This is a genomic window from Streptomyces sp. NPDC059169 (genome assembly GCF_042755225.1).
GTDB lineage: Bacteria > Actinomycetota > Actinomycetes > Streptomycetales > Streptomycetaceae > Streptomyces.
The window spans coordinates 352,251-365,263 of sequence record NZ_JBHZCF010000008.1; the positions used below are offsets into that span (position 1 = coordinate 352,251).

Below are 13,013 nucleotides of genomic sequence, written 5' to 3' on the forward strand. Positions count from 1 at the left end.
CATCTCCCTTTTGCACCAGGCCCCGGTGAACGCCGGAGCCTCGGACTTGGCGACTTTCACCTCCTCCTCCCCCATCGGCAAGATCGCCACCCCACCACATTTCGAGGACTTGGGCTACCGCACGAATACCTGTCCGCAACTCAAGCAAGTATTCGCTGACGGGCTGCGTTCACCTTTCCTCACACCCCGAACATAGCTCTCCTGGACCGTTGTCGGCACCCGCTACCAGCGCGTACTTCCGACCCAGTGGATTTCCCGTCCTGCAACCTGCAACGTTGCAACCGGCCTGCGAGTTCCGGACCGGTTCGAAGGACAGCGGGGGCGCGGCGACCACCGCGGCACTCGAGGGAGTGAAGCCCGGGCAACGGGTGACGGTTGCCGTGCGCAGGGCCCGCGCCGCCTCCGCGAGCGAGGCGCCCGTGGTCATCACGTCGTCCACGAGCACCGCTCTGCGGTCCTCCAGGAGGCGCTCGGCGCCCGGCACCACCTCCAGTGCCCCCGCCAGGTTCTCCAGCCTCTCCCGGGCCGTGAGACCCGACTGGTCCGCCACCCGGCGGGCGTGCCGCAGTACTGGTAGCGCCCGCGCGTACGTGCCCGTGCTCCGCAAGGCCCCGGCAGCGGCTGCGGCGATCCGCCGGGCGGCGTCCTGGCCCCGGGCCCGCACGGCGCGGGGCGCCGAGGGCACCGGTACCAGGAGCAGCGGTCCGGACGGCCGCCGCATGGTCTCCGGCGGCGCGGCCCGCACTGCGGAGGCCAGCGCTCCGCCCAGCGGGCCCGCGAGACCCAGTGCGCCCCGCTCCTTGTGGGCCAGCAGGACGGCACGCACCGCGCCCTCGTAGCGGGCCGCGGCGAACACCACAGGCAGGCCCGCGGGCGCGGGTCGCGGCAGGACGCGCCCCGGCTCCCCACCGACCAGCTGACGCGCACACGCACGGCAGAGCAGGGAACGGGGCCGTCCGCAGCCCTCGCAGACGGCCGGCAACACCAGTCCGGCGATCTCCCCCCACCACTCCCGCATGCCCACCACTGTCCTCCTGCCCGAAGGACGGGGCCATCCCTGTGGAAAACCCCCGGAGCCTCCTCGGTGCATCGAGGAGGCTCCGGGGGCGCGGTCGGACTAACCCGGGTAGACCGGCGACGATCCGTCCTCGATCACCGTCTGCCAGTTCGCACTGGGGACGAACCGCACCAGCCCGTCGTCGGACACCGCGACCAGGTACTGGTCCTTGTCCTCCGTGGCGGCGACGGCAGACACCTTGTTGAGTCCGGGGAGGCCACCGGCCGGCGACAAGGAGCCGTCAGTCTGGATGTAGCGCACCTGCTGCACCCCGCCGGCCTCCTTGCCGACCACGACGAGACGGCTGGGACCTGCCCAGGACAGCGCCGTCACCGTCTCCAGCCGCGGCGCCGCGGGCTGCAGGTCCGCCACCGAGACCTTGAGCTCGCCCTCCGTGCCGGTGTGCCGTTCGATACGGCCGATCTTGAGGGTGGTCTTGCCGTTCTTGGACACCAGCAGCGCGATCCGCACCCCGTCGGCGGACACCCTCAGCGACTCGATCCGCGCGTCGTCGAGCCCTTGGACCTTGACCTCTTCCCCGGTACCCCGGCCGTTGGCCAGGCGGAGCAGACGCGGCCGGGTCGGGTCGCGGTCAGCCACCCACAGGTCGCTCCGGTCCCAGCTCGGCGCCGAGAGCCGGTCCTCGGGCTTCACGGCATGGCTCTGCACCAAGGGCGGAGCCAGTTCCTCGTCGGACATGATCGACGCCGTGTAGAGGGATTTGCCGTCGTACGAGACCGCAGCCGCGCGCTGCATGCTGCGAGCCACGGCGACCGTGCCGATCTTCAGCGAACCGTTGCCGAACGGACCGCGCACCATCGTCTTGTCGACGGGCTTGGCGGTCGCCCGGACCACGGCCATCCGGCGGTCCCCGTCCACGAAGTACACGTTGTCGGGGCTCGGCGACGGCCGGACCGGGGCGGAAGCCTCGGCCTGGTCGGTGCTGAGCACACACAGCTGGGAGCCGTCGGAGCGGAGCAGTTCCACCTGGTCGACGCGGGGCGACGTCAGGTCGTGCAGGGTGAGCAGCAACTGGGTGGCCATCCGCCGGCACGCCGTCCGTCCCGCGCCGGACGCCTTCTCGTTGAGCGGCACCTTGAGCTTGTTCTGGTCGTCCGGTGTCAGGGACGTCACGCCCTTCTTGAGCGCCGTGCCCACGGGGAACGCCGAGACCACCGCCGGTGCCACCCAGTCCGTCGGGCCCTCGAACAGCACCGACACGGTCTGCGCGACCGCGTCCATCCGCGTCACCGGATCCTGTCGCAACCGTATGTAGACCGGATCGGCGACCACGGAATCCCGTCCCGACACGAAGTAGTAGCGGTTGACGGAGCTGTAGTTGCGCAGGAAGTCGCTCTCGCCGAGCACCAGGCCCGTGGGGGCCGCGTCGATGCGCCACTCCTTGCCCTTGCCGTCCGACGTGGCCTGCCGCACCAGGCGAAGCGTTCCGCCGTACTGGGTGGGCACCGCGGAGTGGTACACATGGCGGTCCACCGTGGCGATCAGCTCACCGGACAGCGCGTAGCTGCGATCGTTCTCGTCGCCCCCGACGCTCGCCGGACCGGAGACCGGAGCCTCCGTGAGCACGGTCGTCAGCGCCTCGGGACGCCACTCCCTGGACGCTCGCTTCGTCAGGTACTTGCGAGCGGTGGCGAAGCTCGGGTCGTCGCTCGTCATGGCCTCGAGGAAACCGCCGACGATCTCGTCCGGCTTGGCACCGTCGCGAGGCGGGACGGCGTAGACCCGCACCTGGGAGTCGACGCCCTTGGTCGCCTTCACCTGCTCCACGTCGCCGCTATCCGGCATCGACGCACACCCGGCCAGCACCATGGCGACGCAGGCGAGCACGGCCCCTGCCCGTACGGTGCGCCTCCGGCCGGACCGATGACGCTCAGCGCCCACGAGTCGTGTCCTCCCGCTCCGAAACCTGTCCCGGGACGGATCCAGCCGTCCCTCCATCAGCCGACGGCTCTCCCACCGGGCGGGCCACCACACGTGCACCGCTGCCCGGCAGCGCAGCCGGATCCACCGCCGCCGAGGAGGCGTGCGGCAGCCCACCGGGCCGCACCGGCCCGGGCAGGCGCGACCTGTCCGCGCCGGGTTGCGGCGGGACGGCCGCCAACCGCAGGGCGCCGTCGTTCGCCGCGTCGGCCGCGGCCCGGTCACGGGCGCGCCGGGAGTCCTCGGGCTCCAGGGGGACCGGCGATCCCCGCAGCGGCTCGTCGGCCGTACGCGGCAGCGTCAGCCGGAACTGCGATCCGCCGCCCGGCTCGCCCCAGGCCTGCAGCCAGCCGCCGTGGAGCCGCGCGTCCTCCACGGCGATGGACAGACCGAGGCCGGTGCCTCCGGTGGTGCGCGCACGGGCCGGATCGGCCCGCCAGAAACGGTTGAACACCCGGGTCGCCTCGCCGGGCTTGAGCCCGACGCCGTAGTCACGCACGGCCACGGCGACTGCGCCACCGGCCGACGCCATGCGCACGACCACATCGCGTCCCTCACCGTGTTCGACGGCGTTGACGACGAGATTGCGCAGCACTCGCTCGATGCGCCGGGCGTCGGCCTCGGCGACGACGGGCTGCTCGTCCCCGATCACCCGGATGCGCGAGCCCTTCCGCTCGGCCAGCGGCGCCGCGCCGCCTATCACCCGGTGCACGACCTCGCGCAGATCTATGGCCTCCGCCTCCAGCGCCGCGGCACCCGCGTCGAAGCGGCTGATCTCCAGCAGGTCGGAGAGCAGCGACTCGAACCGGTCCAGCTGGTCGCCGAGCAACTCGGCGGAGCGTGCCGTCACGGGGTCGAAGTCGCTGCGCGCCTCGTAGATGACGTCCGCCGCCATGCGGACGGTCGTCAGGGGCGTCCGCAGCTCGTGCGACACGTCCGAGACGAACCGCCGCTGCATCCTGGACAGCTCCTCCAGCTGCTGGATCTTGTGCTGGAGGTTCTGGGCCATCTTGTTGAAGGCTTCACCGAGTCTGGCGATGTCATCCTCACCGGTGACCTTCATCCGCTCCTGGAGCCGTCCCGCGGACAGCCGCTCGGCGATTCCGGCGGCCATCCGAACCGGCGTGACGACCTGCCTCACCACCAGCCACGCGATGGCTCCGAGCAGGACCACCACGAAGAGCCCGGCGGTGGCCAGAGTGCCCTTGACCAGGCTCAGCGAGTCTTCCTCGTGGGTCAGCGGGAAGAGGTAGTAGAGCTCGTAGGGCTTGCCCGCGACGTCGTTGAGGCGCTTGCCGACGACGAGCCCGGCCTCGGCCTCCTTCGGCACCAGGTATTTGATCTTCACATAGGTCTGGTACGTGCCCGTCCCCTGAGCGACCGAGCTGCGCAGCGCCTCGGGAACGCTCGCGACGTCGACGTCGCCGGACGCCCGGGGCGACCTGCTCGTCCCGGCGTCCTCAGAGTCCGGGCTGAGCGCCACCACGTGGTACGCGCCCTGGCCACCGCTCGCCAACTGCTTGACCAGCTCGGACCGCCAGTTCACGGAGGCGTGGTCGGGCCTGGCGTCCGTCCCGTCGCCGTCCTGGCCGCCGAGGGCGGCCGGCACGCTCGCCTTGTCCTGCGCCGCCACGAAGCCACCGGCGGCCTGACTGAGCGCCGCCTGCTCCTTGGCGTCCAGCAGACCGTTGCGGACCTGGCCGATGACGACGAGCCCGAGCAGCAGCACCACGCCGAGCGACATCAGCAGGGTGCCGGCGACGACCCGGAGCTGGATGTTGCGCCGCCACAGCCGCACGGCCGGCAGCAACGGCCGGCGCGCCCAGCGCACGAAGAGCCGGAGCGCCGGCACGCTCGGTGCCCCGTCCTGGAGGAGCCGTCCGCCCTGGAGGAGCCGACCCACACGCGAATGCCCATGCCCGGGCCCGGCAGCCCGCCCCGTACGGACTCCCGGCCCCCCGGGCTTCGGAGCAGTGCTGCCCACGGTCATGTCAGCTCGGCCCGGCCTTGTATCCGACGCCACGGACGGTCACCACGATCTCCGGCCGCTCCGGGTCCTTCTCGACCTTGGAGCGGAGCCTCTGGACGTGGACGTTGACCAGCCTGGTGTCCGCCGCATGGCGGTACCCCCACACCTGCTCCAGCAGCACCTCGCGGGTGAACACCTGCCACGGCTTCCGGGCCAGCGCGACGAGCAGGTCGAACTCGAGCGGCGTCAGCGCGATCGACTGACCGTCCCGCTTCACCGAGTGACCGGCCACGTCGATGACCAGGTCTCCGATCGCCAGCTGCTCCGGAGCGGGCTCCTCCGACCTCCGCAGCCGGGCCCGGATACGAGCGACCAGCTCCTTCGGCTTGAACGGCTTGACGATGTAGTCATCGGCCCCGGACTCCAGGCCGACCACCACGTCGACGGTGTCGCTCTTGGCCGTGAGCATCACGATCGGCACACCCGACTCCGCCCTGATCAGCCTGCAGACCTCGATGCCGTCGCGGCCCGGCAGCATGAGGTCGAGCAGCACCAGGTCAGGCTTCACCTCACGGAAAGCAGCGAGTGCCTTGTCGCCGTCCGCTACGAACGACGGCTCGAACCCTTCACCACGCAGCACAATGCCGAGCATCTCGGCCAGTGCGGTGTCGTCGTCGACGACGAGGACGCGTCCCTTCATATTCGACATCATCCCATTAGCTCATCGTTACCCGGCGTGACCTGGCACACAGATCCACTATCGCCTCCCCCGTGACCGGGGAAATCGCCCCTTCTTCCGTGACGATCGCCGTGACGAGCTCAGGAGGTGTGACATCGAACGCAGGGTTGTACGCCTGAGTTCCCAGCGGTGCGACGGACACCCCGGCCTCGGCTCGGACCGCGGCGTATCCCGGCACGGGCACTTCCGTCACTTCCTGCCCCGAACGCTGCTCCACCTCTATCGACGCCCCGTCCGGTGTGCGCAGGTCCATCGTGGTGGTCGGCGCCACCACGACGAACGGCACGTGGTGGTACTTGGCCAGCACGGCCAGGGGGTAGCTGCCCACCTTGTTGGCGACGGAACCGTCCGCGGCGATCCGGTCCGCCCCTATCAGCACGGCGTCGACCTGCCCCGACGCGAACAGTGAACCCGCGGCACTGTCCGTGAGCAGGGTGTACGCCATCCCGCTCCTGGCCGCTTCGTACGCGGTGAGCCGGGCGCCCTGCAACAGCGGTCGCGTCTCGTCCACCCACAGCCTGCGCAGCCGACCCGCCCGGTGGGCGGCACGAGCGACCGCGAAGGCAGTGCCCTCCCCTCCCGAGACGAGCCGACCGGTGTTGCAGTGCGTGAGGATCCGGTGGCTGCCCCCCGGCATCAGTTCGTCGAGCAGTTCGAGGCCGTACCGTGCCATCTCGTCGCTGCCCTCGGCGTCCTCCCGGTGCAACTGCCGCGCCGCCGAGAGCGCGGCCGCAGCAGCCCCGTCCGCTCCGGCTCCACCGGCGAGCGCCTCCCGGTACGCGGCGGCCGCCCGCCGCACCCCGTAACCGAGGTTCACCGCGGTGGGTCGGGCCCGCTCCAGCAAGGACGCCGCCTCCGCGACGTCGTAGCCGCGCACCGCGGCCAGCGCCACCCCGTAGGCACCGGCGATGCCGAGCAGCGGCGCACCACGCACGGCCAGCGTCTGGATCGCGTGCACCAGCGCCGGTACGTCCGTACAGGCCAACTCGACCTCCTCGGCGGGCAACCGGGTCTGGTCGAGAAGGACCAGCACCGGGCCCTCCGGTGGCTCGTCCCAACGCAGTGACGGAAGCCTCGGCGGCTCTTCACCGGCCACGGTTCGTGCGTGCTGATCATCCATCCGCCCAGTCTGCCCCCTGAAGCACCGACAATGAAGGCGACAAGGAAGGCGACGAGGAGATCCACCAGCCCGCCCACCGGCGAACGGCGCGTGGCACGATGGCTGCCAACCATCCGCCGTGATACGCGGACGGACACCGTGACCGAGCCGGATCGACGAACCGGCGCCGCGACCAATCCACGAGGTGGACGACCGTGAACGACACTCCGGGCTGGGCTTCGCCCGGATCCTCTCCGTCCGACGGCCAGGGCTCGGGAGCGCCGGACCCCACGGGTGCCACCGGACCGTCCCCGAAATGGTCCGCGCAGCAGCCGCCCGCCGGTCAGTGGACTCCGCCGACCACCCCTGGGCCGGGCCCGGGGGCTCCGCCGCCCCCGTACGGCTGGGGAGGCGCGCCCCAGGGGAGCGGCTGGGGTCACGCCCCCGCGGCGAAGCCCGGGGTCATCCCCCTGCGCCCCCTCGGCGTCGGCGAGATCCTGGACGGAGCCGTGTCCACGCTCCGCGCACACTGGCGAACGGTGCTGGGCATCACCATCACCATCTCGGTCATCACCCAGATCGGCGAGATCCTCGTCCAGCGCTACCTGGTCCCCAAACCCCCCGCGCTGAACCCCAATCCGACGCCCGCGGAAGCCCTCCAGCAGGCGCAGGACCAGTTCAGTGCCTCGCTCATCGGGCTGGCTCCGACGACCGTACTGACCCTGATGGCCACGCTCTTCACCACCGCGCTGCTCACCGTGGTCGTCAGTCGCTCGGTGCTGGGCCATCCCGTGGACCTCTCCGAGGCCTGGCGTGAGGCGCGGCCCCGTCTGCCCCACCTGCTGGGCCTGATCCTCCTGCTGATGCTGATCGCCGTCGGCGTGATGGCCGTCGGCGTGCTCCCCGGCGTCCTGATCGGCTCCGCCCCGGGTGTGGCCCTCGCCGTCCTCGGCGGACTCGCCGGTGCCGTCGTGGCGCTCTGGCTGTTGATCCGCTTCGCCTTGGCCTCCCCCGCCCTCATGCTGGAGCGCCAAGGCGTCGTCCAGTCGCTGCGCCGCTCGGCCAAGCTGGTTCGCGGAGCATGGTGGCGGACCTTCGGCGTCCTGGCCCTCACCGCCCTGCTGACCATGCTGGTCTCGATGATCATCGAGATTCCGTTCGCCGTGATCGCCTTCGCGGTCGACGGCCAGGGATTCGGGTCGCTGTTCTCCGGTAGCGCGCCGGAATTCGGCTGGCCGTTCCTCGTCATCACCGGCATCGGCGCAGTGATCGCCGCCTCCATTACGTACCCGATCTCGGCCGGCGTCACGGTCCTCCTCTACGTGGACCAGCGCATCCGCCGCGAGGCCCTCGACCTCGAACTGGCCCGGGCGGCGGGCGTCTCGGGCTACGACTCCGACGCGCCGGGCCCCGGCACCTCCGGGATCTGATGCGGTGTCCGTCACGGGGGGCATGACCGCAGCGTGGCTGATCGCCCGCGCGAACGACGACGTACCGGTGGACGTTCCACGCCTCCCCGCCCGGGAGGCGGCCGAGCGCGAACTCACCAAGCCGATGTACCACGAGAACGATCCGAACCTGCTCCAGCGCGGTCTCGACCGGTTCTGGGAGTGGGTGGGCGACCTCTTCGACTCCGCGTCGGGCGCCGCCCCCGGCGGGCCGCTCGGCCTCGCGGTCATCGCCGTCGTCGCCGTCGCCCTGATCGCGGCGCTCTGGTGGCGACTCGGTACGCCGCGGCGCACACCCACCACCGGGGGTGACTCCCTGTTCGGCGAGCGCACCCGCAGTGCGGCCGAACACCGCGCGGCCGCCGACGCGCACGCCGACGCCGGCCGGTGGAACGAGGCCGTCCAGGAACGGATGCGCGCCATCGTCCGGTCCCTGGAGGAACGCGCCCTCCTCGACCCGCGTCCGGGACGGACCGCCGACGAAGCAGCCGCGGAGGCGAGCCGCCCGATGCCCGGGCACGCCGTGGAACTCCGCTCCGCGGCCGGCACGTTCGACGACGTCACGTACGGGGGACGGACGGCCGACGAGCCGGCGTACCTCCGCGTCAAGGAACTCGACACCGCACTGGAAAGCAGCAAACCCATTCTCAGCCAGTCGGCCTCGGGAGCGGCCGAATGACCGGTCCCGCCGCCTCCACCACCTCGACTTCCCCCACGTCCCGTCAGATCTGGGCGCGCGCCCGGGGAGTGCTGCTCGTCGTCGCCATCCTGCTCGCCGCGGGCATCGCCCTGGCCGCCGTCCGCTCCGGTGGCCAGCACGGTAGCCTCGACCCGCGTTCCGCCGACCGCTACGGCAGCCGGGCCGTCGCCGAACTGCTCACCGCGCGGGGCGTCTCCACCCGCGTGGTCACCACCCTCGACGAGGCCACTACCGCCGCCGGCCCCGACACCACGCTCCTGGTCACCACTCCGGACCTGCTGACAGAAGACCAGCAGGCGGACCTGCGCACCTCGGTGGCCCCCAAGGGAGGTCGTACGGTGCTCATCGCGCCGGGTCCGGCATCCGTCGAGAGCCTCGCTCCCGGTGTACTGGCCGACGCCCCCACGGCCGTCCGGCCCCGTGATCCGCGGTGCTCCTTCCCCGCCGCCCGGCGTGCGGGTAGCGCCGACATGGGTGGTGAGCGCTACGTCACGGACAACCTCCCGGGCGCCCAGAGCTGCTACCCCAGTGACGGGCTCCCGAGCCTCCTGAGGATCCAAGGCACCGGCAGTGGGGACACCGTCCTCATCGGCTCGCCCGACATCCTCTACAACGAGCGCCTCGACGAGGAGGGCAATGCCTCGCTCGCCCTCCAACTGCTCGGTTCCCGGCCGCATCTCGTCTGGTACCTCCCCTCTCTCGCTGATGGCTCCGCGGGCGACAGCGACAAGACGTTCTCCGACCTGATCCCCTCCGGTTGGCTCTGGGGCACGCTCCAGCTCGCCTTCGCCGCCGTGATCGCCGCTGTCTGGCGGGCGCGGCGGCTCGGACCACTCGTGACCGAACGTCTGCCCGTCGCCATCCGGGCGTCAGAGGCGACGGAGGGCAGAGCACGCCTCTACCGCAAGGCCAATGCCCGCGACAGGGCCGCCGCCGTACTCCGTCAGGCCGCCCGCACTCGGCTCGCCCCTCTCCTGGGCGTCGCCGTGGCGGACGCCCACTCCCCCGATGTCCTCCTCCCGGCCGTCTCCGCACACCTCGCCGACAGCGACCGCGAACTCGGCGATGTGCTCTTCGGCCCGGCGCCCACGGACGATGCCGCACTCATCCGCCTCACTGACCAACTCGACGCCCTCGAAAGAGAGGTACGCACCTCATGAGCGCCCCGACCCCCGAGACCCCCGGGAAATCGGACGATGCACGCACGTCCCTGGAGGCTCTGCGGGCCGAGATCGCGAAAGCCGTGGTCGGCCAGGATTCCGCCGTGACGGGACTCGTCGTCGCCCTGCTGTGCCGCGGCCACGTGCTCCTCGAAGGCGTCCCGGGCGTAGCCAAGACGCTCCTGGTGCGTGCCCTCGCCGCTTCCCTCGAACTCGACACCAAGCGGGTCCAGTTCACCCCTGATCTCATGCCGAGCGATGTCACGGGCTCGTTGGTCTACGATGCGCGAACCGCCGAGTTCTCCTTCCAGCCCGGTCCCGTCTTCACCAATCTGCTCCTTGCCGACGAGATCAACAGGACGCCTCCGAAGACGCAGTCGTCACTACTCGAAGCGATGGAAGAGCGTCAGGTCACCGTGGACGGTACTCCGCGGGCGTTGCCCGAACCGTTTCTCGTCGCGGCGACGCAGAACCCGGTGGAGTACGAAGGCACCTACCCTCTGCCTGAGGCACAACTCGACCGTTTTCTCCTCAAGCTGACGGTTCCTCTGCCCTCGCGCGAAGACGAGATCAACGTTCTCACCCGGCATGCCGAGGGGTTCAACCCTCGCGATCTGAAGGCCGCCGGTATCCGTCCTGTCGCCAGCGCCGCCGATCTGGAAGCGGCCCGCGCCGCAGTCTCCAAGACCTCGGTCTCCGACGACATCGCCGGCTATGTCGTCGATATCTGCCGTGCCACCCGCGACTCCCCCTCACTCACTCTCGGCGCCTCTCCTCGAGGCGCCACCGCCCTGCTCTCCACCGCCCGCGCCTGGGCCTGGCTGACCGGCCGGGACTACGTCATCCCGGACGACGTGAAGGCTCTGGCACTGCCCACCCTGAGGCATCGCATCCAGCTCCGCCCAGAGGCCGAGATGGAAGGGGTCACTGCCGACTCCGTCATCACCGCGATCCTCTCCCATGTACCCGTCCCCCGCTGAGGCCCCGATCCCATGGCCCTCACCGGACGAACGGCACTCCTCGCTGCCCTAGGCTCCCTCCTCGTGGGCATCGTCGCGCCCAACTGGGCTGGGCTCCTGATGGTCAATGCATCACTCTCAGTAGCCATTCTCTGCGACTACGCCCTCGCCGCACCAGTACGCACCCTGCGATTCACCCGAAGCGGTGACACGTCGATTCGTCTCGGCGAGGGCGCGCAGGTCCAGCTGACGGTGACGAACCCGTCCCGCCGCCGGCTGCGCGCGGACCTTCGTGACGCCTGGCCACCCAGCAGTTGGCCCGCGGGTACCGATCAGGAAGCCTCTCGGCACCGGATCGCCGTCCCCGCGGGCGAACAACGCCGCATCACCACACTCCTGCGCCCGACCCGCCGGGGCGACCGTCGGGCGGAGCGGGTCACGGTCCGGTCCTACGGCCCGCTGGGGCTCGCCGCGCGCCAGGGCAACCACCTCGTGCCGTGGACGGTGCGCGTCCTGCCGCCCTTCGCCAGCCGCAGACACCTTCCGTCCCGTCTGGCCCGGCTGCGCGAACTGGACGGCCGCACCAGTGTGCTCACTCGCGGCGAGGGCACCGAATTCGACACCCTCCGAGAGTACGTGCCGGGCGACGACACCCGTTCCATCGACTGGCGTGCCACCGCCCGCCAGTCAGCGGTCGCGGTGCGTACCTGGCGTCCGGAGCGTGACCGCCACATCCTCATCGTGTTGGACACGGGACGCACGTCGGCCGGCCGGGTAGGTGACGTGCCGCGCCTGGACGCAGCCATGGACGCCGCACTCCTCCTGACCGCGCTCGCCACCCGAGCCGGCGATCGGGTCGATCTCCTGGCGTACGACCGTCGTACGCGGGCCCAGGTGCAGGGCCGGGCGGCCGGGGAAGCACTGTCGGCGATGGTCAACGCGCTGGCACCGCTGGAGTCCGAATTGGTGGAGACCGACGCCCGTGGCCTCAGCGCCACCGCGCTCAAGCACGCGCCTCGCCGCTCCCTCATCGTTCTGCTGACCGGACTGGACGCGGCTCCCATCGAGGAGGGGCTGCTGCCGGTGCTCCCCCAACTCACCCGACGCCACACCCTGCTCGTCGCAGCCGTTGCGGACCCGCACGTCGAGAAGATGGCCGAGAGCCGCGGCACGGTGGAGGACGTGTACGACGCCGCGGCCGGTACCCAAGCCCAGATCCAGCGTGGCCGCACCTCCGAACAACTGCAGCGCCACGGTGTGACCGTCGTCGACGCCCTTCCGGACGACCTCGCCCCGGCCGTCGCCGATGCCTATCTCGCGTTGAAAGCAGCGGGGCGGCTCTAGGCCCGTCTGTCCAGGTCCTCCTGCTGTGCCGTCGCCGTGGTTCGCCGGCTCGCTGCGCGCCCTCGCTGAGTGCCGTGATTCCGCCTGTTCCTACGCCGAAGGCCCTCCCGGTCGGGAGGGCCTTCGGCGGTGACGGCCACGGCGCTAGCTAGGGCGGCACATCGCCCTCCCCGTCAGCCGACCGGGAAGAACATGAGATCCGGGTCCTTCGGGAGGCCGTGTGGTCCGGGTTCCACTCCGTCGTCCGGTTGCCGAAGCCCTTGTCCATCGGCTTACATCCGCTTCAAGAAGGTTCCGAGGCTCAGGTTCTCCTTGTCGTACCCGGTGCTGCTTGCCCCGTCGTGGTCCTGTGACAGCCGTGCGTCTTCCCCGTCGATGCGCTTCACCGGGTCGAGGCCGGTGCCGTTCCTGTGCGGGAACGGCACCGAGATCCTGTGCGGCCAGGTCGCGGGCCCGTCACCTTGTCAAAGAGCCGCGCTGCGGGACGGCTAGACCAAAACGGCCTCAAACGCGGGGTAGTCCCGGACTGGTCGGTCGACGGGGGTATACAACGCAAAAATGCCTCAACCCCCGAACAAAGTCCGGGGGTTGAGGCCA

The 13,013-nt window shown here is 70.9% G+C and carries 11 protein-coding genes; 5 read left to right on the plus strand and 6 right to left on the minus strand.

What is annotated here, in order from left to right; all coding sequences use genetic code 11:
* Positions 1 to 169: 169 nt before the first annotated feature.
* From ACFXOM_RS17990 to mtnA, 5 genes are all read right to left on the minus strand, one after another.
* A complete protein-coding gene (locus tag ACFXOM_RS17990) occupies positions 170 to 1,018 on the minus strand; it encodes a ComF family protein (RefSeq protein ID WP_384945009.1) in 849 nt (282 codons plus the stop codon).
* Between the two features lie 99 nt (positions 1,019 to 1,117).
* Complete coding sequence (locus ACFXOM_RS17995; protein WP_384931004.1) at positions 1,118 to 2,959, minus strand: LpqB family beta-propeller domain-containing protein; 1,842 nt, start codon at positions 2,957 to 2,959, stop codon at positions 1,118 to 1,120.
* On the minus strand, positions 2,949 to 4,988 hold the full coding sequence (mtrB, locus tag ACFXOM_RS18000; protein WP_384931001.1) for an MtrAB system histidine kinase MtrB: 2,040 nt from the start codon (positions 4,986 to 4,988) through the stop codon (positions 2,949 to 2,951). Before mtrB ends, ACFXOM_RS17995 begins: the two co-directional genes overlap by 11 nt.
* Before the next feature lies 1 nt (position 4,989).
* A complete protein-coding gene (mtrA, locus tag ACFXOM_RS18005) occupies positions 4,990 to 5,679 on the minus strand; it encodes a two-component system response regulator MtrA (protein WP_384930999.1) in 690 nt (229 codons plus the stop codon).
* Positions 5,680 to 5,683: 4 nt separating this feature from the next.
* Complete coding sequence (gene mtnA / locus ACFXOM_RS18010) at positions 5,684 to 6,826, minus strand: S-methyl-5-thioribose-1-phosphate isomerase (RefSeq protein WP_384930996.1); 1,143 nt, start codon at positions 6,824 to 6,826, stop codon at positions 5,684 to 5,686.
* Positions 6,827 to 7,020: 194 nt separating this feature from the next.
* Here mtnA and ACFXOM_RS18015 point away from each other — a divergent pair, with 194 nt between their 5' ends.
* Genes ACFXOM_RS18015 through ACFXOM_RS18035 form a run of 5 tightly spaced genes read left to right on the plus strand, consistent with a single transcriptional unit; the run spans position 7,021 to position 12,416 of the window.
* A complete protein-coding gene (locus ACFXOM_RS18015; RefSeq protein ID WP_384930993.1) occupies positions 7,021 to 8,235 on the plus strand; it encodes a hypothetical protein in 1,215 nt (404 codons plus the stop codon).
* Between the two features lie 4 nt (positions 8,236 to 8,239).
* Entirely contained in the window at positions 8,240 to 8,932 is a 693-nt protein-coding gene (locus tag ACFXOM_RS18020) for a DUF4129 domain-containing protein (RefSeq protein WP_384930990.1), read from the plus strand.
* Entirely contained in the window at positions 8,929 to 10,113 is a 1,185-nt protein-coding gene (locus ACFXOM_RS18025; RefSeq protein ID WP_384945011.1) for a DUF4350 domain-containing protein, read from the plus strand. Before ACFXOM_RS18020 ends, ACFXOM_RS18025 begins: the two co-directional genes overlap by 4 nt.
* A complete protein-coding gene (locus tag ACFXOM_RS18030; RefSeq protein ID WP_384930984.1) occupies positions 10,110 to 11,093 on the plus strand; it encodes an AAA family ATPase in 984 nt (327 codons plus the stop codon). The genes ACFXOM_RS18025 and ACFXOM_RS18030 overlap by 4 nt, the downstream gene beginning before the upstream one ends.
* A gap of 12 nt (positions 11,094 to 11,105) precedes the next feature.
* Complete coding sequence (locus tag ACFXOM_RS18035) at positions 11,106 to 12,416, plus strand: DUF58 domain-containing protein (RefSeq protein WP_385038426.1); 1,311 nt, start codon at positions 11,106 to 11,108, stop codon at positions 12,414 to 12,416.
* A gap of 272 nt (positions 12,417 to 12,688) precedes the next feature.
* On the opposite strand, the gene ACFXOM_RS18040 is transcribed toward ACFXOM_RS18035, so the two are convergent.
* Positions 12,689 to 12,841 (minus strand): hypothetical protein, encoded by a 153-nt coding sequence (locus tag ACFXOM_RS18040; protein ID WP_384945013.1) that lies wholly within the window; start codon positions 12,839 to 12,841, stop codon positions 12,689 to 12,691.
* Positions 12,842 to 13,013 lie beyond the last annotated feature (172 nt).